Below are 21,625 nucleotides of genomic sequence, written 5' to 3'. Positions count from 1 at the left end.
CAGCAAATCGCTGAATTAGAAATACTATGAGAGCACCATACTCCAGTTACTTCTCATCTAAAAACATGGGGTTGTTTGATAGCGATCGCTGACAACAGCTAAGTTGACAGATTAAACAATGCAGCGTTATTGACAAAACATCATACAGAAACCATGTTGAGTTAGAGGTTTGATGATGTCTGTCTACGTACTATTGTAATGATGTTTTGATAGGATTGTCGATCCCTAGCGAATATCTCTCATTGGTCAGAGTAATTTGGGATAGTTCCTCTTCAACCGTCTATGATTTGGAACTCAGGTGACATTTTTCTGAGCAAGGATTGTTGAGAACTGCGGCACCTGTAACCCATTGCCTTGATACTCCTGGAGCGTGAAGGCATCGACCTGAATTGCATCGAATCGTGCAGATTCTGCTGCTCGAAGTAAGTCTGCTTCTGCTTTCGTGATCACTTCAGTCTTCAATGCTGCCTCAATCGATGTTTCTACCTTTCCTTGAGGTAACTGTCCGGCTCGGATTGCTTGCTTAACCTTGCTCATGACCGCTTCAGCCTGTTCACAGAGCTTGAGCGCTTGCTCTAAGCGTCCCAAGGCTTCATCGGGATGCTTCGGAAGGTAGATGCCAGACGTTAAGTGCTCTCGCTCTTCTCCTGTCGTCTGTAAGGCTTGTGCTACATAACTTCCCTGTGTATCAGTTGGGAGCGTGCCGAGTGGATTGATTCTTACAAGGCTTAGAAGAATGGATTTAGCAATGCTAGGAATCGGCAGATTGACGAGAATTCCCTCTAAAGCTTGTTGCATTTGAGCAAAGCTATAGTTCATCGCCCATTGGACAAAGATTAAATCCTCTGCCTTGTATCCTTCTGCCCCAAATCGTCGTAATGTTGCAATACTTAAATACATCCATGACAACCAATCTGCAAGTCTTCCTGTTAGTTTCTCCTGTCGTTTCAGCGCTCCGCCAAACCGAATCAATAGGAAATCGGTGAGGAATGCGAACATTGCAGAAGACCAAGCGAGCTTTTGATAGTAGCGCTTCGTGGACTTGTTTCCTGGGACAGATGCAAGATAGCCGCGTGATAGGCTCAGTAATAGTGTTCTAAACGTATTTCGGAATATTGATCCAATGTGCTTCCACAAAGCCTGATCGAATGCGATCGCATCTCCAGTTTCAATCGCCATTACTTCTGCATAGAGATAAGGATGACAGCGCATTACGCCTTGCCCAAAGATCATCAGCGTACGGGTGAGAATGTTCGATCCTTCAACTGTGATCGGAATCGGCATCGCAGTGTAGAAGTTTGCGAGTAGATTTCTCGGTCCGCGACAAATACCTGAACCGCCCAAAATGTCCATGCCATCATTCACAAGTTTTCGAGTCGTTTCTGTGAATTGATATTTTGCGATCGCAGAAACGACCGCAGGTTTTTCACCCGCATCGACTGCACCCACGGTATAGATTCGAGCCGCATCAAGCACATAAGTTAGTCCGCCAATTCGAGCCAGGGGTTCTTCGATGCCTTCAAATCGACCGATCGAACTGCCAAATTGCTGTCTGACTTTGGCATAAGCTCCTGTAACGCGAGCAACTAACTTCGCAACACCTGTACAACTTGCCGGAAAACTAATGCCTCGTCCAGCCGCTAACGCTTGCATCAGCATCTTCCAGCCTTGTCCTGCTTGCTCTACTCCTCCAATGAGTTGATCGACGGAAACAACTACGTCTTGCCCTTCCACAGGAGAATTGTAGAAGGGAACTCCCATCGGATCATGCCGTTTTCCGAGAATCATGCCCTCTGTATTCGCGGGAATCAGAATACAGGTAATGCCAACATCTTCACCTTTGCCGAGTAAATTGTCGGGGTCGTATAGCTTAAAGGCAAGCCCGATTAAAGTTGCGATCGCGCCCAGAGTAATATAGCGTTTGCGGAAATTCAACCGCACCATGAGTTTGCCATCGTCGCCCCGAAATACGATTCCTTTAGCTGTGATACTTGCGGCATCTGATCCAGCAGTTGGCTCTGTTAAGGCAAAGCAAGGAATCTCCTCACCGCTTGCGAGTCGAGGTAGGTAGTATTCTTTTTGTTCTGAAGTTCCATAATTGAGCAAAAGCTTAGCGGGACCAAGAGAGTTTGTAACTCCAACAGTTGCAGTATGAATAAACGATCGTGAAGCTAGTTTTGCCATCACAGTGCTATAGGCAAAGTTCGAGAAGCCCAAGCCGCCATATTCGACGGGAATCATCATGCCAAAGAATCGTTCTTGCTTGAGATATTGCCATACTTCGATCGGTAAATCTTTATGGCGCTGGATCTCCCAGTCTGTTGCCATCCGACAGACTTGTTCGACCTGCTCATCTAAAAAGGTCTGCAATTCGGGCGTAACTTCTGGATAGGCTGCCTGATTCATTCGTTCAAAATCTGGAACACCCGAGAAGAACTCCCCTTCGACCCACACTGTTCCAGCATTAATGGCTGCTCGCTCAGTCTCCGAAATTTTTGGCACCCGAATGACCTTCATAATGGGCTTTGTGAGCACTTGTCGCCGGATCTGAGGGACTGCTAGAACTAATCCGATCGCAACGTAAATGCTCCAAAGCCAGATGGGTGACTGAAACGTGAAGAGTACGATCGCGCCGTAGATGAGCCAAATCCAGAGCGACACACCGATAAATCCTAACGTCAGCAGTACGAGACTCAAAATCGTCAATTGTAAGAGAAGCAACATCGCTCATTCTCCTAAAAACTCATTGAACACAGAACTCGAAGTCTGCTTTTAACGCATCAAATTCTCAAACACTGCCGCCGCTCCCATTCCTCCACCCACACACATCGTTGCCAATCCATACCGAATCCCGCGACGTTTCATCTCATGCAGCAGCGTTGCTGTCACCCTCGCTCCTGTACATCCCAAAGGATGTCCTAACGCGATCGCACCACCATTCACATTCACAATTTCCTCATTCAGCCCAAGCTTCCGAATGACAGCTAACGATTGCGCGGCGAATGCTTCATTCAGTTCAATTAAGCCAATCTCTTCTAAACGCAGTCCCACTTGCTGTAGAACTTTCGGAACTGCAACGACGGGTCCAATGCCCATAATTTCAGGAGGAACGCCTGCTACTGCGAATCCTAGCATTCGCGCCAAGGGCTGTAGATTGAACTCTTTTAGCTTTGTCTCACTGACTAAAATTGTTGCTGCTGCACCATCCGACATTTGAGAAGAGTTTCCTGCTGTGACTGATCCGCCGACTCGGAACACCGCAGGTAACTTCGAGAGCGCTTCTAAATTGGTATCTGATCTGGGGCCTTCATCGGTTTTGACAATACTTTCCACGACCTGAGGTTTACCATCAGCGTAGAGGGTTTCGCGAATAGGAACAGGAACTAGCTCATCGTTAAATCGCCCTGATTGGATGGCTTGAATCGCTCGTTGATGCGATCGCAAAGCGAAGGCATCTTGATCCGCACGGGAAATGTCATACTGTTGCGTCACTGTTTCCGCTGTTGCTCCCATCGTGCAATAGAGTTGTGGCATTTCCGCGACCAGCGTTGGGTTGGGTAACATATCATGTCCGCCCATCGGAATCAAACTCATCGATTCCGCACCCCCCGCAACCATCACATCCGCCTGTCCAGTAATGATGGCTTGATGCGCCATTGCGATCGCTTGTAATCCAGAAGCACAGAATCGATTCACAGTTGCACCTGCAACAGAGTCAGGCAATCCAGAACGTTCAGCAATCACCCGTCCTAAATTCATACCTTGCTCTGCTTCGGGAAACGCACAGCCGAAAATCACATCTTCAATTTGATTGACATCGAGATCGGGAACTTTTTCGAGTGCAGCTTTTAGCGCGATCGCACCTAAATCATCTGAGCGCATATTCCGCAGCTTTCCACGGGGAGCTTTACCGATCGCGGTTCTGACACTACTAACAATGTAAGCTTCTTGCATAGTCTTTTCCTCAATTCCGGAGCGGCTTTTTGGTTTTGAGCAAGTGCATCATTCGTGCTTGAGTTTTTTCCTGTCTCAGCAACGGCACAAATGATTCTCGTTCGAGTTGCAGTAGATAATCCTCAGACACCAAGGCAGGAGCAGTGAGTTCTCCACCTGTTAATACAAATGCCAGCCGAGATGCTAAATAGCGATCGTATTGACTCGCAAATCCGCCTTGCTCATACACATAAGCAATCTGTTCCAATACGGCTCGCCCCGCTTGTCCCAACACAAAGATCGAATTGTTCTGAGGAGGGGGAACATAACCAATGCGATCGAGATGCAAGACTTCTGCTTTCGCAACTTCTAATCGGTGTTCCCCACTGATCAAAATTCGCGCATCATGAGGCAAAAATCCCAAAGCTTGCGCCTCGGCTGCACTGCTCGAAACCTTAGCAATTGCGATCGTTTCAAACGCAGTTCTCAAGAAAGGTAGAACATGGCTTGGCGTTTCGGTTGCGGCTCGTTCTGCAGCTCGACTTGCCATTCGCATCAGACCGCCTGCGCCCGGAATCAGCCCTACTCCAACTTCCACGAGTCCAATGTAGGTTTCAGCCGCAGCGACGACTTTCGGACAAGCCATGACTAACTCACATCCGCCACCCAAGACGCGCCCCTGAATCGCTGCAACAATCGGTTTCGGGAAATAGTGAATTCGCTGGAGGAGTCCTTGAAAATCAGAGATGAGTTTTGCGATCGCGTTCCAATCCCCAGACTGTGCAATCATTCCCATTTCTGCAAGGTTCGCACCGCCTGAGAAATGATCGCTCTTGTTTCCAATGACTAATCCTTTGTAATCGCTCGTCTCTAGAATCGAGAGTGCTGCTGCAAATCCTTCAAGTACTTTATTGCTTAAAGTATTGCCTTTCGAGCGAAATTCGTACAGCAATACACCATCGCCCATCTCTAGCAACGCAGCTTCAGCATTTTTCCAAACTGCTTTCTCTTCCTCAGCCGTGACACTTGGATAGAAAGATTGTTTCACCCAAGCAGGGACAGACATTTCTGCTGCTTGCATATCGGCTAACACCGTTTCAACCCCAAGGACATCCCAAAGTTCAAACGGCCCCATATCCCAACCAAATCCCCAACGCATTGCTAGATCAATATCCTGCGGATCATCTGCAATTTCGGGAACTCGGTGGGCGCTATAGTTCAGCATTTCGAGTGTCGTTTGCCGGAAGAAATCGCCTGCTCGTCCAGAACTTGCATAAAGAGCGCGGATACGATCGCGTAAAGGTAAAGCTGCTATCGCATCAAGTTCACCCAAGTTCAAAGGCTGTGCTGCTTCATAAGCAAACGTTTTCGGATTGATGGACAAAATCTGTCTCTGTTGCTTTTTATAAAATCCCTGTTTGGTTTTTGCACCCAACATCCCGTTTGCTACCATTTTTCGCAGCACATCTGGAATTTGAAAAATCTCGCGATGCTCATCGTTAGGTACAGCTTGATAGAGATGGTCGGCAACTGCTATCAAGGTATCTAATCCGACTAAATCGGCTGTCCGAAACGTTGCAGATTTTGGTCTTCCGATCAGCGTTCCAGTCAAGGTATCAATTTCCTCGATCGAATAGCCTTGTTCAGCCCAAGCTTTGACTCCCAGCAAAGTCACAAATATGCCAATCCGATTGGCAATGAAATTTGGCGTATCTTTAGCAATGACAATGCCCTTGCCTAAGTACCTCTCGCCAAACCATTTCACGCGATCGAGAACGGCTGCATCTGTATCTTGAGTTGGAATGAGTTCCAGCAGTTTGAGATAGCGAGGCGGATTAAAAAAGTGCGTTCCTAAAAATCGCTTGCGGAATGATTCTGAGCGCCCTTTTGCAATCCAACGAATCGGGATGCCGCTTGTGTTGGTGGAAACAATCGTCTCAGGCTGAATGATCGATTCTAAACGCTCCATCAACTGTTGCTTAATCTGTAAATCCTCAACGACTGCTTCGATAATCCAATCCGCTTGGCGAAGTCGATCGAGATGTTCGTCAAAGTTACCAAGCGTGACCCGCCTTGCAACTTTCTCTGTAAATAGAATCGGTGGCGATAGTTTCAACGCTTTCTTCCACGCACTTTCGACTAAATCATTCTTTGATCCGGTCGGAGATGCAATGTCTAAAAGGTGAACCGTTAGCCCCACATTTGCCAGATGTGCTGCAATTTGGCTTCCCATCACACCTGCACCTAATACTGCTACGGTTTGGAATGGTTTAAACATAAATTTTAGAGTCCTCTCTGCTAGGAGGTTGTAAACCGAGGATGAAGAGATTGAGCAAAGGTTGGACAAGCTTCAACCGGAAGAACTGGACATTCTAGTTCTTGAAGATCGAAGTCTGAAGAGTCTTGTAGCGGAGTCTTACTTTCACTGTATAACAGATGAATTTCTTTCGTGAGATTAGTTCCGAACGCCCCTTCATCTATCAAGCGAAATCGCTTCACAGCCGCCCAGTAAGGCTGATGGCAGTTTGCTTCATCGACGATCAATTGATAGAGCGACTGCACACAAGGATGTTTCAGCAACGTCACATCATCGTCTGCTAGCCTCAAATTCCGCAATGCTTCAAGATTTGGAACAATCAATGCTCCGCACCCCTTTTGCCCTGCACCCATAACGATCGCATCTTTCACTAGTGGCGACGATTTTAATCGCGCCTGAATGGGACGCGGTGCGATATATTTTCCACTTGCTAGCTTAAACAGTACTTTCTTCTGTCCCGTCACTTGCAAAAAACCATCTGCCGTAAGCGCACCCAAATCCCCAGTATGGAGCCAGCCTTGCTCATCGATCACAGCTTCAGTTGCCTCAGCATTCTGATAATAGCCGCGCATCACATAAGCTCCTCGCACAAGAATCTCCTGATCCGGCGCGATCGCAACTTCCACACCTTCGATGAGTTTCCCAACAGTTCCGGCGCGATTGGCGCGATCGCGATTACAACTTACGATCGCACTTGCCTGCGTCAATCCATACCCTTGATAGATGTCAAGACCTGCTGCTGCAAACACTGCAACTAATTCCGGCTTCAAAGCAGCCCCACCACAAAGCACATACTTCAATCGATTGCCAAACAGCGATCGCCACTGCGACAATCCAAACCGAGTCACGAATTTTTGCAGCAGCGCATCTGTTCTGGAATGCCCTAATTTATGCCGTTTTGCAAACCACAGCGTCACTGCAAGTGCGATTCGTTCTCGCCTAGAAGTTAATCGCTCTGCCTGATCCATTGTTTTGCCATAAAGTCTCTCCAACAGAAGCGGCACAGTTGCTAGAATCGTGGGTTGAACTTCTTTAAGATGCTTAAACACCCGATTCGCACTTGAAAAATAAATCGTATGCCCGTAGTAGAAATGCCCATAGAGCAAACATCGAGCAAACACATGGGTTAAGGGCAGAAACGAAAGAACAATATCCTCTGCGCCCCAATGCAGTCGCGATAAACTGGCAAATGCAGCTAAAGCATTTCCTGAGAGATTCTCATGCGTTAGCATGACTCCAAGCCATTGCCCATCCTCTCCAGGTACATAAACTAGCGTTGCTAGATCTTGCGGAGAAAGTGACTGATAAAGTTCCTGTACTCGACTTGCAGAATCAGCATTCTGGCTAATTTGGTTAAATGAGTAGATGTGTTGCGGATTGCTCGATCGCCAGTTTTCTGGTACTTCTGCGATAAGAATGTACTCTAACTCAGATACCTGCTCTAGATAAGGTAAAACCTGCTCTAGCAGATCCAGATTTGCAACGATCAATGCCTTTGATCCGCTCTGTTCTATTACTAAAACAATCGTTTCCAGCGTTTGAGTCAGATCAATCGGCACATCGACCAATCCTGCCATCAAACACCCCATATCGGCGATCGTAAAGTTGACATCGCTCGGCATTAACAATGCCACCCGATCGCCATGTACCAATCCCAGATTTAAAAATCCCAATGCTAAAATTTCCGCTTTTGTGCGAAATTCTTGATTTGAGAGCGATCGCCAGCCTGCTTCTGTCCATTGATTCAATGCAGTGGCATTCGGGCGTAGTGCGCAAGCTTCTTCTAACAACGAGGGCAAAGTCCGTCCGAGCAGAGATGCCGGGTGATCACGTTGAGTGAGTTCCTTAACTCCAAACATCGATCGCAAGAAGAATCCAATTCTTCTCCTCCATAGATGAATTAAGCTTCAATAATCAACGGCTGACACGTTTTTGCGCCAATCAAGTGCCGTTTCAACCAGTCTTTGAGATCTGAGAATACTAGCTCACAATCGGCATCCATATACAGATCGTGATAGTTTCCTGGATATTCCCGATGCTCTTTGTCTGGGAAGATAACTTGCTGGAAGAATAAACGGCTGCCTTCGGGTAGCGTCACGTGGTCGCTACTTCCGTGCATAATCAGCAGCGGAATGTTCAATTCAGCCGCATGACGATAAATCCAGCGAACCGTCGAAAAGTATTCCGTTGCGAGTCGTGCACTGGCATAGTCATGTCGCAGCGGATCGTTGAGATACGCTTCAACGATTGGATTGCTCGCTCCGAGGTGACGAAGACCCAAACGTAAGCTAAATCGTGGGACAGTCCGCGACATGATTCGACCGAGCGCTAACTTCACGAGCGAGATTTTTACTTTTCCCAATGCAGGTGCTGTTACAATCAAGCCCTGAATTTCATCGGGCGATCGTAGAACATAATCGAGCACGATCGTACCGCCCAAACTATGCCCCCATAGAATCATCGGGCAACTGGTTCGCTGCGATCGTACAAAGCGTAAAAAGAGGCGTAAGTCTTCTCGAAACTCCGCCCACGCATTGATATGTCCTCGTTGTCCTGCTGAACGTCCATGCCCTCGTAAATCGAAGGCATAGACTTCATAGCCTTGCGGTACTAAATACTCCACTGCATTCTGAAATACATTGCTATATCCACCTAAGCCATGCACTAATGTAACAACTGCCTGACTCGGCTCGTCAGGATGCCAACTTTGATAATGAAGATTCATCCCCTGCCATCCGGCAAGAGTTCCTTCTCGATGTTTCATAGATTTAATAATCCTTATCTAACCCGTCGCTTTGTAGATGAAGAGAAAAGCGATCCCATTAGAGATGAAGCAATTACCTAACATTGCTGCTAGAGCGCTCCCTCTCTAGAAAAACTAAGTAAATTTAGATGAATTAAATTGAATGTTACGATTCAACTTCAACGGCTGCAATATCGAGCGCAGTTTGCGTTCTGCACGTTTATATTCCTCCAACATTGCTTATGTCGCAATTCTAAACCATCTGTGAAATTAGAGAAAGTGAGGATTCATTTTGCTCCCCATCTTTCCGAATTTTACAAATGGAATAAGATTGCTGTAGGATGCTTAACTTCACTTTAGTAATTTTGAGAGTGACCATCAAGTTCCTGAGTTAATTTTTAACAATCATCTGCAATGCCTTTTCTGATCCAGAACTCAGATTGGAAGTAAGTAAATTGCTACCTAAGTATGGAATTCCCATTCTCAAGTATGAGAAATCTCAAAGGACTTGCAGTCTAATATTGCAGGATACAGCTAGGAGCAGAATGGCTATGAAATCTTGGATGATTATTGCAGGTGTTACCTTCTTCGTTTCATTAGGGAGTTTTTTGTTTCGACCGCGTCAAGATTTAGGGTGGGTAAGGCGACTAGAGCTTCCCCAGTGGTTAGCAGTCATCGAGCCAGCAATTCCTATCATTTGGACAATTGTGTTTGCTTGCGGCGCAGGATCTGCAATTTTAGTCTGGCAGCAATCACCAGGCACATTCAACACTTGGCTCTTGATGCTTGGGTACTTGCTGTTAGAAATTGTCACTGTGGCTTATATTCCTTTAACGTTGAGGCTTCAGAGCTTAGCGATCGGGACAGTTTTAGGCGGAGTCGGGGTTGGTTTGGGACTTCTGCTTATGGTGGTGGTTGCTTTGATCAATGTGAAGGCTGCTTTGCTGTTGGTGCCTTATCTGGTTTGGAGTCCGATCGGAACTTATGCAACACGGGAATTAATTGAACTCAATCCAGACTCTATTTGAATGCGGCTTTTTCTGCTCTCGGTAAACCTGCCGCTAACCTTTAACCTAGTAGTCAACCGCATCAGTTTTTCGGAGTGGGGAGATGGGGAAAACCCAAGCTCAGATTGTTTCTTATCTCCCTATCTGATTTATTGTGGTGAACTACTGGTTTGTCAAAATTATTCAGATCCGCAAAACTTTGATCGCGCTTTGCAGTGGCAAGAATTCTTCTATAGCTCAAAATAAGCAAGGGATAGGTGTGGCATTTGCAATCTGCGATCGCAAACTTTACTGACTCTGCAGTTTGATACTACGAGAAGTGCAAACCCGAAATCTAGTTGTTTGAATTGAGAGAGCAAAGTAAAAGCAGTCCAGTGATAAGAGTTGGGTTCTAATTCCTCTACGACAACCTCAGAGCAAGCGCTCAACCCCTAAATCCAGAATCACTAAGGGTTGAGCGGAGCCTTTTCAGAGTTGACTTGATTGCCTGGGCTACTATTTTCGACGAATTGCAATTGTGTAAGACGGTCTTTGTTTTGCTTCGCGCTGGGTTTTCACAATCCGCAAGTCATGATCGACATAGAGATGCTCGAACTTTGGCGTCGCCAGATAGGTCTTCTCAAACTTCTTCACTGTATTGCGATCGAGATTTTCTAGCTTCAGTTCTTTCGGCAATTCTGTTTTTGTGTTGAATTCTTCGATGCGTTTGTCTAAGACTTCATCAAACCAGGCTTCTGCTCGTTCGATCGTCAATGGGAAAATTCGCCGTCTGACTGCTTGATCGATCGCGACATTTTGAATAAACCATTGCCCGTCGCGAATCTCAAATTTCTGCATCACCATCAGATCATAGGCTGCGAGAAAACTAGAAAGCTTATTTAGCCAGCCTACGCGATGCCCAGGTGCGTAGCGTGCAATGTTGGCATAGTAGCCATTATCGTGAAAGATTTGATACGACTTATCATGCTCCCGACCGGGTAACGCATCATGAAATGGAATCGTTGACCAGATCGGTGTCCACACTCCGAGTACGATCGGAATTTGATCGGCAACGATAGGGTAGGGATTGCGTTGCTGAAGTTGTTCAAAATAGGGGGCGAGTACGTCCTTATGAAACAACACCTTTTCTTTCAAAGGAGCGCCATCTCTATCTTTCGTTAACGATAAAATTTCTTGCTTCAGTTCCTCAGTACTCAGGCGCTCTAATCGAACATCATTCGCTAGCATAGGTTGTGCTCCGATCACTCGATCAATGTGGGTTCATCACAACTCTAAGTTAAGAAAATTATCAGAGTTTCCTCTCTGTCTCCAGTTGTGATATAGAAGATCGAACACTAGCTAAAAGATAGATTTGATAGGGAAATAGGGAAATGGGGAGCAATCTGAATCGAGTTCTCCCTATTCCCCCATTCGCTTGTTTTATACCTGTTTCGACTCCGCTCAATCTGCACAACTCGGTGACCTAGCGTCTTGAGTGAAGTCGAACCGAATCTTTCTCAATCAGGTATTTGCAAGCTTACTTGCGGTGCATTTGTGACCAGACGCGAGTTGGTAAGCCCCAAACGTAGATAAAGCCCTCAGCCGCTTTGTGATCGAATTGATCTTCTGCGCCATAGGTTGCTAGATCGGGGGTGTAAAGCGACAGTTCTGACTTGCGACCGACGATCGTCGAATTGCCCTTGAACAATTTCACGCGCACCGTGCCACTGACTACTTCCTGTGTCTTCTGCACAAAGGCATCTAACGCACTTTTCAATGGGCTGTACCACAAGCCGTTGTAAATCATTTGAGAGTAGGTCTCTTCAATTCCACGCTTGTAGTGAGTCACATCTGCGGTCAGCGTCAGACTTTCCAAATCCCGGTGCGCTTGAATCAAAACGAGCAATGCCGGAGTTTCATAAATCTCGCGAGATTTGATGCCCACCAGTCGATTTTCGACCATATCAATCCGACCGACTCCGTGATTGCCGACTCGCTCATTGAGTTCTGTCACGAGATCAATCGGATTCAAGACTCGACCGTCTAAGCTTACGGGAATTCCTTTGTCAAACCCGATTTCAACGTAGTCTGGCTCGTCGGGTGTATCAGCGATCGCTTTCGTCATCGCATAGATTTCTTCCAAGGGTTCTGTCCAAGGATCTTCGAGCGGACCTGCTTCAATACTGCGACCGAGTAAATTACGATCAATACTGTACGGCGAGGATTTTTTCACAGGCGACGGAATGCCGAATTTTTCACCGTATGCGATCGTTTCTTCCCGGCTCATGCCCCATTCGCGCGCCGGAGCCAACACTTTCAAGTCAGGGTTGAGCGCTGCGATCGCGACATCAAACCGCACCTGGTCATTGCCTTTTCCAGTGCAACCGTGTGCAACTGCATCAGCTCCATATTCTGCGGCAGCATCGACCAACAATTTCGCAATTAGAGGACGTGCCAAAGCCGTCGAAAGGGGATAGCGATTCTCGTACAAGGCATTCGCTTGAATTGCTGGAAAAGCGTAATCTTTGATAAAGCTGACTTTGGCATCTGCGACGAGAGAAACCGAAGCCCCCGAACTCAGGGCTTTCTCTCGAATTGGCTCTAACTCATCGCCCTGACCCAAATCTGCTGCTAGCGTGATCACCTCTTCCACGCCCCATTCTTGCTTGAGGTATGGAATACAAACGGATGTATCGACTCCTCCGGAATAAGCCAGCACAACTTTCTTTGCACGACCCATGGTTTGCATCTCTCTAATGTAAGACGATCAAGTTTACAATTATGCGGGCAAAATTCTGTATCGCATGACAGGAGTTGCGTAGAATTCTGGACTTAAGTCTTTTTTTCTCTGGAGTGGGAGTGGGTAAAATTTCTCAGACTCGGCAACATTCCGGCTTGAACCACGATCGAGGATACTAAGAACGTGCCACTGAGGAGAGTGCTTTGTGTTTTTGAGTGTTGTCATTCCCACGTACAACCGTAAACCGATTCTAGAAAAGTGTCTGAGAGCAATGGAACGTCAGACCTTTGCGGATTACGAAATTGTCGTCGTCGATGATGGTTCAACCGACGGCACAGTTGAGTGGTTGCAGTCTCATGCGGCAGAATTTCCTCATGTCAGATTGTTCTGCCAAAATCATGGGGGTGCAGCGGGTGCTAGAAATTATGGAGTGGAGCAGGCGAAAGGAGACACGATCGTCTTTATTGACAGCGATTTAGTAGTCACAGATGTGTTTCTTCAATCGCATGTTGAAACACTGATTCAAGGGCAAAAAGAACTCGGGCATAATCGCCTATTTACCTATGGTCGTGTGATCAATACGGCAAATTTTGATGATCCGACTTCTGAACCGTATAAATTGACGGACTTTTCTGCGGCTTACTTTGCGACGGGAAATGTGGCGATCGCGCGTCATTGGTTAATCGAAGCAGGACTTTTTGACACCGGATTTAAACAATACGGTTGGGAAGATTTGGAGCTTGGAGTGCGCTTAAAAAATTTAGGATTGAAGTTGATCAAATGTCCTGAAGCTGTTGGATATCACTGGCATCCCGCTTTTTCACTCGATCAGATTCCAAAATTAATTGACGTGGAACTTCAACGCGGACGAATGGGCATTGTGTTTTATCGAAAGCATCCGACCTTTGACGTGAAGATGATGATTCAGATGACTTGGATTCATCGAGTCTTATGGGGCGTTTTGTCGATCGGGGGATTGTTGAATGAGAAAACACTGGCTCCTGTAATGCGATCTCTGATTCAACAAGGCAAACCCCAATTAGCTGAACAAGTCGCTCGAATTTTCTTGAACTGGTATAACGTCAAAGCGGTTTATGCGGCTTATGCTCAATCACAGAAGTAGAGAAAGCCGAGCTAAAATGCCTGTAAATCGAATGAATAGGGCAAATGATTTTATCAACCCTTGATCTGAAACCGATTATCGACTTAACTGACGAGCAGTTCTATCAACTGTGTCGCGCCAATCCTGATCTCAAATTTGAACGCAACACAGACGGGAAAATCACAATTATGTCTCCAATAGGTGGAGAAACTGGCAACCGAAATTTTGAAATTGGGACAGAATTCGGGATCTGGAATCGTCAAGCTAAGTTAGGAGTTTGCTTTGATTCTTCGACTTGCTTCAAGCTTCCAAATGGTGCAAATCATTCTCCCGATGTTGCTTGGATTGCTCAAGATCGTTGGGATACTCTCACTCCGCAACAGAAGGAAATTTTTCCTCCCATTGCGCCAGATTTTGTTCTCGAATTGATGTCACCAACAGACGCACTCGAAGCAACTCAAGCTAAACTTCATGAGTACCTAGAAAACGGGGTAAAGCTTGGCTGGCTAATCAATCGCAAGACTCGAAGAGTTGAGATTTATCGTTTGGGTCAACCTGTTGAAGTGTTAGACAACCCTCCTCAACTTTTCGGTGAAGATGTCCTACCGGGATTTGTTCTCGACTTAGCGATCGTTTGGTAATTCCTATAGATTATGGCTTCTCCGAGTTTGTCCACATACTTTGTCTGTATTGGCGAAAACTTCACAGGGGTCTATCACTCTCGTTCCTAATCGCCTTCCTCAATCGGCATTGCCTTATGGTGTTTCTCCTTTTAACCAGTTAAACAATGTTCCAACGCTCAGTTGAAAGTCATGAGCAAACGCGGGAACAGGTAAGAAATCTTCTGGAGCGTCGAGATCGAAGTAATGAGGTTCTTGTTTAGGTTGATAAATAAAGACTGAGAAATCATCTGGATCGATTAACCAGCCCATTTGGCATCCATTTGCAAGACATCGCAAGACTTTCTTCGTCAGCGTGGTTGCGCTTTGCTCAGGTGAGAGAATTTCAATGATCCAGTCTGGAACAGAGACAAAATCATCGCTGATGTTTCCTGCTTCATCAAATGAAATGCGATTCCAGGTAAAGACTGCAATATCTGGCACAATAGAGCGTCCTGCAAAAGTACAGCGCAATTTTGGAAATGCCCAAGCAAGCTTCTGAGGTTTGAGTTTGGCATTAATGGCTGGAACAAGCTCTCCTTGAAGGGTGCTGTGCTTGACTTTAGGCATGAATTTCTGAATGATTTCGCCATCAATGTATTCACTGGCAGGCTTGGTTTCTGGAAGGAGCAGGAATTCCTCAAGTGAGATAGATTTTAGGGAAGCTTGAACCATTCTTTTCTTCCTAACGCTTGCCTTCAATTCTAGGCGATCGCAAAAGCCTGTCTATCGTGGCACCTGCAAAAGGGCTTTTGAGTTTCCATTCACAGGCGTAGCAATGTGAGTAGACAGACTTTATAAACTGCTTTCTCAAATGTTGACCGGAACTCACCTTACAGAAAATCCGATCGCGCGGCTTGCGTTTTCTCAAGTTCAGCCTGCAACTCTTCCCATTTCTCTTGCTCAATCAATTGAGTGATGTGATCTAATCGGTCTCGATAAACCGAGAGAGATCGCAATACCTCGCTTTTATTAAACCGAGCCATCATTACGCCTAGCTCAGGATTTCCACCTCCGACGCGGCTCGTATCTCGAAATCCTGAACTCGCTAACATTTTGGCTAAATTCAGCACTGCTTGATCCGATTCGCTGAGACAAGCTGAAATTAGACTTGCACTTGCCATGACTGGCAAATGTGAGATCCATGCCACTGCGCGATCGTGCTCCTCCGGCTGGCAATGAAACAGCTTGACCTGTAGCGGACGTAACAGTGTTTCAATTCGTTCTACAGCCGATTTAGGTGTGACATCCGTGGGAGTTAGCACGTAAGGATTGCCTGCAAATAATCCGTGCAACGCTGCCTCAATTCCACTCTCAGTGGTTCCTGCCATAGGATGTCCGCCCACAAAATTTTTCCAGATTGGAGACAAATCTTTGACGATCGATGCTTTAACTGAGCCAACATCGGTTACAACGGTGTCTAGAGAAATATGCGGGATCAATTGTTGAACAGTTGTCAAAATATGCACAATCGGGGTACATACAAAAATCGCATCCACATCCGCCATCAGTGCCAAATCCGAATCGGCTTCGTCTACGGCTCCCCGAGCGATTGCCAATTCGCATGTGCGTGCTTTGCGACTCACCCCCAACACGGTATGCCCTTGCGATCGCAAATCCAAACCGAGCGATCCGCCAATCAACCCCAAACCGACAATCCCAACTTTCATCTCCAATTTCTCCAACCTGTTACAGGTAATTCTGCGCTACAAGTGGGCATGTTAGCGCTGAATTTACTCCGAAAATTTCAACTTTGCGATACGAGGATTGACAGACCTGTATGAACGTTGAGGAACTTCTAGAACAATATGCTGCCGATCAGCGGGAATTTTCGGGGCTGAACTTGAGCGGAGTCAATCTACCCGGAGTAAATTTAAGTCGATCGACGTTCGCTCAGGCAAATTTTAATGCAGCGAAGCTGACCAATTCAGATTTCAGCAATTCAAGCTGTGAGTACGCTAAATTTCACGGAGCCAAGCTTACCCTCTCCGATTTTAGTCATGCAAATCTTCAACACGCAGACTTAAGCCATGCAGAATTAACTCGTGCAGACTTTAGCGCGGGAGACTTGCGATCGGCGAATTTGAGCTACGCCGATTTACGTGATGCGAAATTGCGAGGTAGTAACTTAAATGCGGCAAATCTGAGCCGTGCTGATCTTCGCTATGCCAATTTAATCTCCGCAACGCTACAAGGCACAAATTTGACCAATAGCGAACTCAGTAGCACCGACTTATCGGGTGCGGATCTGCGTTGGGCAGAACTGCGGCAAGCTACGTTAAATCGTGCCAATCTTCAAGGCGCAAACCTGCGAGGTGCAAACTTACGTTGGGCAGATCTCAGCGGCGCAAATTTACGATGGGCAGATTTGACAGGCGCGAAATTAAGCGGCGCAAACTTAACGGGAGCGGATCTCAGTCATGCCATCCTGCTTGATGCAACTTTAGTGCATGTTGATTTATCGCGATCGAATCTCGCTCATGTAGATTGGGCAGGTGCTGATTTGAGTGGTTCCAATCTCACAGGCGCAAAACTCTATGCGGTGTCTCCGTTCGGCGTGAAAACCGCAGGCGCAACCTGTCGCTGGATTGATCTCAGTCAGAATGGCGATCAGAGTCAGATTTATCAATTTATCAGTGAGAATCTCAGCGAATATTTTCATGAGTCTCCGCCGATCGTTGAACTTGTGATTGACGATCGCTTAAGTTCAGATGCGCATTGTGCTTTGGCAGTGGCGTATCAACAACTCGCACGCCAGAAGAACGCGATTGTCCCTCCTCAAATCGAAGTGCATAAACGGCGCACGATTCTACGATTTGCGCTCGATCGGGATGAGGATCTGTTTTCTACAGCATTTATTGCGATTCTGCCTTTTACGGATGCCAAAGTCGCGCAGAGTAATTTATTACACCTGCTCAAATCGGTTCCACTTCAAGAGATTGATGATTCGATTGGAATCCAGGCATTTCAGGTGCTGGTGAAAGTTTTGAGCGATTCGATTCAAAAAATTGACCGCTCAAAGTTAGTGCAAGCAATTCCAACGGCGATTCAAAAAATTCGCTTTTTCCAAGCCCCAACGAGATTAATGCTCTCGAATTCTGCTCAGCGATCGCTTGCCATCTACGAGAATCCTCTGTTCGGCAAGCGTCGGATTCAGTACAGTCCTGAAGCAGAACTTCCATTTCTCAATCAACCGATCTCATTTGTGCTGCCTAGCCAAAGTGAAGTGATCGAATTCCTGCAAGGGTTCCAAGCAAGACGATAAGATGCTCGGTGTACATCACGAGTCTTAGCAACTATGGAACGCCTCGGATTTATTGGGCTTGGCATCATGGGAAAGCCAATGGTGCGGAATCTGTTGAAAGCAGGGTATGCGGTCACAGTCTTTAATCGATCGCAAGCCGCGATCGACGAACTGGCTCAAGCGGGTGCAAATCCTGCGACTTCACTCCAACAAGTTGCAGAACAATCTGACATCGTGATCACCTGTCTGCCAGATTCGCCCGATGTGGAAGCTGTGGTGCAAGGACTACTCAAAGGGTTGCGATCCGGGATGTTATTCATCGATATGTCTACGATCGCGGCTGCAACCTCAAAAAAGATTTATGCCGAACTGCAAGCGCGTGGAATTCAAGCCTTAGATGCGCCAGTTTCAGGAGGCGATATTGGGGCACAGCAAGGAACATTGTCGATCATGGTTGGTGGAGAGGCATCGGCATTTGATCGAGCTTTACCCGTCTTACAAGCGATGGGCAAAAATATCGTTCACGTGGGTGATTCAGGAGCCGGACAAATTACCAAAGCCTGTAATCAAATTGTCGTAGCGATGACGGTGCAAGCGGTTGCAGAAGCGCTGACGCTTGCGAAAAAATCAGGGGTTGATCCGGCGAAAGTTCGAGATGCTTTACTGGGCGGATTTGCCCAGAGTCGTGTGTTAGAAGTTCACGGCAAGCGGATCTTAGAGAATAGCTTTCAACCTGGATTCAAACTCGATTTGCATCGCAAGGACATGAATATTGTGCTGCAAACAGGGCGCGAACTAGGTGTTCCTTTACTAGGCAGTAGTCAGGTCACGATGCTGATGGATGCCTTGATTGCTCAAGGAAAAGGCGGATTGGATAATGCAGCGATCGCGCTCCTGTACGATCTCTTGTCTACTCAAAATTGATTGATGCTTGTCTTTGCATGACATCGCACTGCTGATTGATGGGTCAGAGCGTGCAAGTTGGAGGAATAGAGGCGATTTCTTCTGCTCTGCTCTTCTGGGGAATCTGGTAGTTCTACGAGGATCAATTTAGGGGGCTTGTGTTCTGATGATTAGAAAAAAGCCCCAGTTATGAGTGATGTCTTTATTTCTTACTCCCGCAAAGATAAAGCGTTTGTGGAACATTTGTATCAGGCACTAAAAGAGCAAGGGCGCGAAACCTGGGTCGATTGGCACGCGATCGAGTGGACAGAAGATTGGTGGCAGGCGATCCAACGCGGAATTGAAGGCACGAACACGTTTGTTTTTGTGCTGAGTCCAAACTCTGTGGAATCTGCGGTTTGTCGGGATGAGATTAACCATGCGGTCAAGCACAACAAGCGATTGATTCCGATCGTGTATCAACCAGTCGAAGCGCAACAGGTGCATGAAGCTCTCGGAAAATTGAACTGGCTGTTCTTTTGCGATGCCGATCGATTTGTTGAAATGTTTGGAGAATTAGTGAGATCGATCGATATGGATCTGGAGTATGTGAAGGGACATACGCGACTGTTGGAAAAAGCGATCGAGTGGAATCAGCAGACGCGAAATGAGAGTTTTTTGCTGCGTGGGGTTGATTTACAGACAGCAGAGGCTTGGCTAGTCAAAGGAGCAAGTAAGCAACCGCAACCAACCCAATTACAGGGAGAATACATTAGTGCATCGCGAGCAGCAGAAATCCAACGGCAACAAGCAGAGGCAAGACGGCAACAAGTCTTTATGGCAGGAGTGGGCATGTTCGCATTCTTGGCATTTGGAGCAGCGGCGGTTGCAGTTCAGCAGCGACAGGTCGCAGAACGACGAGGAATCAATGCTGAGCTAAACGCACAAAGCCTCACAGCGATCAATCTGTTAGAGTCTAATTTGGGCATTGAGGCATTGGTTGAAGGCTTAAAAGTAGGACAGAAACTTAAGAGTGCAACCCAAGAAGTCGAGCCAGAAACAGCGATGCGGGTTGTTTCTGCGTTGCGACAAATTGTTTACAGTGTTCATGAACAAAATCGGTTAGAAGGGCATGGCAATACGATCGAGAGTGTCAGTTTCAGTCCGGATGGCAAGACCATTGCAACCGGAAGTTGGGACAATACGGTGAAACTCTGGAATCTCAAGGGCGAAGAACTGAAAACTCTCAAAGGGCATCGCGATGTAGTTAGAAGCGTGAGTTTCAGTCCGGATGGTAAGACGATTGCGACTGGAAGTGAGGACGCGACTATCAAGCTCTGGAATCTAGAAGGTAAAGAACTGAAAACTCTCAAAGGACATGGCAGCCATATCTTATGTGTGAGTTTCAGTCCAGATGGCAAAACGATTGTGACCGGAAGTGGAGATAGGACAGCAAAGCTCTGGAATTTAGAGGGCAAAGAACTGAAAACGCTGAAAGGGCATGATGTTTTTGTTGCAAGTGTGAGTTTCAGTCCCGACGGCAAAACGATCGTGACTGGAAGCGGGGATACAACAGCAAAGCTGTGGAATTTAGAGGGTAAAGAACTGAAGACTCTCAAAGGGCATCGTAGTGCTGTGAAAAGTGTGAATTTTAGTCCCGATGGCAAGACGATCGCAACAGGGAGTGAAGACTACACAGCAAAGCTCTGGAACTTAGAAGGCAAAGAACTGAAAACCCTCAAAGGTCACAGCGGTTATATTACAAGTGTCAGTTTCAGTCCCGATGGCAAGACGATCGCAACGGGAAGCTGGGATGACACTGTGAAGCTCTGGAACCTAGAGGGCAAGGAATTGAAAACCCTCAACGGGCATCTTGAGTCTGTAGAAAGTGTGAGTTTTAGCCCGGATGGCAAGACCCTTGCCACAGGAAGCTGGGACAACACGGTCAAGCTTTGGAACTTAGAAGGCAAAGAACTCAAAAAACTCAAAGGCTATGGCAGTACTACTGTGAGTTTTAGTCTGGATGGCAAGACGATTGCAACCGCAGGTGAGCAGTACACGGCGAAGCTCTGGAATTTAGAAGGCAAAGAACTCAAAAAACTCAAAGGAAGTAGCATTGTTGTCAAAAGTATCAGTTTTAGTCCGGATGGCAAGACGATCGCGGCAGAAGATGGGGATTTCACAGTGAAGCTTTGGAACTCAGAAGGCAAAGAACTCAGAATCCTCAGAGGACATCGCGCTTTTGTTTCAAGTGTAAATTTCAGTCCCGATGGCAAGACGATCGCGACCGGAAGTGGCGACGAAACGGTAAAGCTCTGGAACTTAGAAGGCAAAGAACTGAAAACCCTCAAAGCGCATAGCATCTCTTTAGCTGTAAGTTTCAGTCCCGATGGTAGGTCAATCGCAACGGGTCTTTTAGACGGCACAGTGAAGCTGTGGAATCTAGAAGGACAAGAACTAAACACCTTCAAGGCGCATCGTGAGCGGGTTACCAGTCTGAGTTTTAGTCCGGATGGCAAAACGATCGCGACGGGCAGTGAGGACAATACGATAAAACTCTGGAATCTAGAAGGACAAGAACTGAGCACCCTCAAAGGGCATCGTGAGCAAGTGAATAGCGTGAGCTTTAGCCCAGATGGCAAGACGATCGCGACCGGAAGTGCAGACAAGACGGTGAAGCTTTGGAATTTGGAGGGACAAGAACTGAGAACCCTCAAAGGGCATCGTGAGCAAGTGAATAGCGTCAGTTTTAGCCCAGATCACAATCAACTCTTACTTGCCTCAGTCACGTCTGATGGAGAAGGTATCCTCTGGAACTTGGATATCAACGACTTGCAACAGCATGGCTGTGAATGGCTCAATGACTATCTCAAGCACAATCTCAATGGCGAGCCGTATCAAAATCTTTGCACTGGCTCTGCTGCGGTTAGCCCTTGGGAACAAGCAATGGGATGGGTGAGAGAGCGGCTGTCGCGATCGTAAATGGAGCGAAATTGACAAAAATATTCGCGCGATCGCA

Annotated in this window: 15 protein-coding genes; 6 read left to right on the top strand and 9 right to left on the bottom strand. The window is 46.8% G+C overall.

Annotated features, from left to right (window positions below; all coding sequences use genetic code 11):
- Window positions 1-294: 294 nt before the first annotated feature.
- Genes J0L70_RS00500 through J0L70_RS00480 form a run of 5 tightly spaced genes read right to left on the bottom strand, consistent with a single transcriptional unit; the run spans window position 295 to window position 9,014 of the window.
- Complete coding sequence (locus J0L70_RS00500) at window positions 295-2,724, bottom strand: acyl-CoA dehydrogenase (RefSeq protein WP_287452653.1); 2,430 nt, start codon at window positions 2,722-2,724, stop codon at window positions 295-297.
- Between the two features lie 48 nt (window positions 2,725-2,772).
- A complete protein-coding gene (locus J0L70_RS00495; RefSeq protein WP_287452652.1) occupies window positions 2,773-3,954 on the bottom strand; it encodes an acetyl-CoA C-acyltransferase in 1,182 nt (393 codons plus the stop codon).
- Between the two features lie 10 nt (window positions 3,955-3,964).
- Window positions 3,965-6,211, bottom strand: coding sequence for a 3-hydroxyacyl-CoA dehydrogenase/enoyl-CoA hydratase family protein (locus J0L70_RS00490; protein WP_287452651.1), 2,247 nt, complete (start codon window positions 6,209-6,211; stop codon window positions 3,965-3,967).
- Between the two features lie 20 nt (window positions 6,212-6,231).
- Complete coding sequence (locus tag J0L70_RS00485) at window positions 6,232-8,109, bottom strand: AMP-dependent synthetase/ligase (RefSeq protein WP_287452649.1); 1,878 nt, start codon at window positions 8,107-8,109, stop codon at window positions 6,232-6,234.
- A 41-nt stretch (window positions 8,110-8,150) separates the two neighbouring features.
- On the bottom strand, window positions 8,151-9,014 hold the full coding sequence (locus J0L70_RS00480; protein WP_017290695.1) for an alpha/beta hydrolase: 864 nt from the start codon (window positions 9,012-9,014) through the stop codon (window positions 8,151-8,153).
- 530 nt (window positions 9,015-9,544) lie between these two features.
- On the opposite strand from J0L70_RS00480, the gene J0L70_RS00475 reads away from it, so the two are divergent.
- A complete protein-coding gene (locus tag J0L70_RS00475) occupies window positions 9,545-10,021 on the top strand; it encodes a tryptophan-rich sensory protein (RefSeq protein WP_287452648.1) in 477 nt (158 codons plus the stop codon).
- A gap of 474 nt (window positions 10,022-10,495) precedes the next feature.
- Here J0L70_RS00475 and J0L70_RS00470 read toward each other — a convergent pair whose 3' ends face one another.
- The gene (locus tag J0L70_RS00470) at window positions 10,496-11,227 is read right to left on the bottom strand and encodes a hypothetical protein (RefSeq protein ID WP_017290698.1); all 732 of its coding nucleotides are present in this window, start codon (window positions 11,225-11,227) and stop codon (window positions 10,496-10,498) included.
- 289 nt (window positions 11,228-11,516) lie between these two features.
- Window positions 11,517-12,719, bottom strand: coding sequence for an argininosuccinate synthase (locus J0L70_RS00465; RefSeq protein ID WP_017290699.1), 1,203 nt, complete (start codon window positions 12,717-12,719; stop codon window positions 11,517-11,519).
- 205 nt (window positions 12,720-12,924) lie between these two features.
- Here J0L70_RS00465 and J0L70_RS00460 point away from each other — a divergent pair, with 205 nt between their 5' ends.
- Window positions 12,925-13,842 carry a glycosyltransferase family 2 protein gene (locus J0L70_RS00460; RefSeq protein ID WP_287452646.1) on the top strand — a complete coding sequence of 306 codons (918 nt, stop codon included), beginning with the start codon at window positions 12,925-12,927 and terminating at the stop codon, window positions 13,840-13,842.
- A 44-nt stretch (window positions 13,843-13,886) separates the two neighbouring features.
- Window positions 13,887-14,462, top strand: coding sequence for a Uma2 family endonuclease (locus tag J0L70_RS00455; protein ID WP_287452644.1), 576 nt, complete (start codon window positions 13,887-13,889; stop codon window positions 14,460-14,462).
- Between the two features lie 114 nt (window positions 14,463-14,576).
- Here the strand turns inward: J0L70_RS00455 and J0L70_RS00450 are convergent, their stop codons facing one another.
- Both J0L70_RS00450 and J0L70_RS00445 read right to left on the bottom strand, forming a co-directional pair.
- Window positions 14,577-15,155, bottom strand: a complete 579-nt coding sequence (locus J0L70_RS00450) for a Uma2 family endonuclease (protein ID WP_287452642.1) — start codon at window positions 15,153-15,155, stop codon at window positions 14,577-14,579.
- Window positions 15,156-15,313: 158 nt separating this feature from the next.
- The gene (locus J0L70_RS00445) at window positions 15,314-16,150 is read right to left on the bottom strand and encodes a prephenate/arogenate dehydrogenase (RefSeq protein ID WP_287452640.1); all 837 of its coding nucleotides are present in this window, start codon (window positions 16,148-16,150) and stop codon (window positions 15,314-15,316) included.
- Between the two features lie 110 nt (window positions 16,151-16,260).
- On the opposite strand from J0L70_RS00445, the gene J0L70_RS00440 reads away from it, so the two are divergent.
- The 3 genes from J0L70_RS00440 (at window position 16,261) to J0L70_RS00430 (ending at window position 21,588) form a co-directional block, all read left to right on the top strand.
- Window positions 16,261-17,745 (top strand): pentapeptide repeat-containing protein, encoded by a 1,485-nt coding sequence (locus tag J0L70_RS00440; RefSeq protein ID WP_287452638.1) that lies wholly within the window; start codon window positions 16,261-16,263, stop codon window positions 17,743-17,745.
- A gap of 33 nt (window positions 17,746-17,778) precedes the next feature.
- The gene (locus J0L70_RS00435; protein WP_190651823.1) at window positions 17,779-18,648 is read left to right on the top strand and encodes a 2-hydroxy-3-oxopropionate reductase; all 870 of its coding nucleotides are present in this window, start codon (window positions 17,779-17,781) and stop codon (window positions 18,646-18,648) included.
- A 168-nt stretch (window positions 18,649-18,816) separates the two neighbouring features.
- Window positions 18,817-21,588, top strand: coding sequence for a WD40 domain-containing protein (locus J0L70_RS00430; protein WP_287452636.1), 2,772 nt, complete (start codon window positions 18,817-18,819; stop codon window positions 21,586-21,588).
- Window positions 21,589-21,625: the final 37 nt, after the last annotated feature.

It is taken from the genome of Leptolyngbya sp. UWPOB_LEPTO1, from assembly GCF_017302695.1.
Classification (GTDB): Bacteria; Cyanobacteriota; Cyanobacteriia; order Leptolyngbyales; family Leptolyngbyaceae; genus Leptolyngbya; species Leptolyngbya boryana.
Note: the sequence above shows the minus strand (reverse complement) of the source record. Positions and strands in the feature narration are given on the sequence as shown.

Bases quoted from the DNA above. Each gene is read 5' to 3' on its own strand.
- J0L70_RS00500 (WP_287452653.1), bottom strand. From the start codon at position 2,724: ATGTTGCTTCTCTTACAATTGACGATTTTGAGTCTCGTACTGCTGACG.
- J0L70_RS00495 (WP_287452652.1), bottom strand. From the start codon at position 3,954: ATGCAAGAAGCTTACATTGTTAGTAGTGTCAGAACCGCGATCGGTAAA.
- J0L70_RS00490 (WP_287452651.1), bottom strand. From the start codon at position 6,211: ATGTTTAAACCATTCCAAACCGTAGCAGTATTAGGTGCAGGTGTGATG.
- J0L70_RS00485 (WP_287452649.1), bottom strand. From the start codon at position 8,109: ATGTTTGGAGTTAAGGAACTCACTCAACGTGATCACCCGGCATCTCTG.
- J0L70_RS00480 (WP_017290695.1), bottom strand. From the start codon at position 9,014: ATGAAACATCGAGAAGGAACTCTTGCCGGATGGCAGGGGATGAATCTT.
- J0L70_RS00475 (WP_287452648.1), top strand. From the start codon at position 9,545: ATGAAATCTTGGATGATTATTGCAGGTGTTACCTTCTTCGTTTCATTA.
- J0L70_RS00470 (WP_017290698.1), bottom strand. From the start codon at position 11,227: ATGCTAGCGAATGATGTTCGATTAGAGCGCCTGAGTACTGAGGAACTG.
- J0L70_RS00465 (WP_017290699.1), bottom strand. From the start codon at position 12,719: ATGGGTCGTGCAAAGAAAGTTGTGCTGGCTTATTCCGGAGGAGTCGAT.
- J0L70_RS00455 (WP_287452644.1), top strand. From the start codon at position 13,887: ATGATTTTATCAACCCTTGATCTGAAACCGATTATCGACTTAACTGAC.
- J0L70_RS00450 (WP_287452642.1), bottom strand. From the start codon at position 15,155: ATGGTTCAAGCTTCCCTAAAATCTATCTCACTTGAGGAATTCCTGCTC.
- J0L70_RS00445 (WP_287452640.1), bottom strand. From the start codon at position 16,150: ATGAAAGTTGGGATTGTCGGTTTGGGGTTGATTGGCGGATCGCTCGGT.
- J0L70_RS00440 (WP_287452638.1), top strand. From the start codon at position 16,261: ATGAACGTTGAGGAACTTCTAGAACAATATGCTGCCGATCAGCGGGAA.
- J0L70_RS00435 (WP_190651823.1), top strand. From the start codon at position 17,779: ATGGAACGCCTCGGATTTATTGGGCTTGGCATCATGGGAAAGCCAATG.
- J0L70_RS00430 (WP_287452636.1), top strand. From the start codon at position 18,817: ATGAGTGATGTCTTTATTTCTTACTCCCGCAAAGATAAAGCGTTTGTG.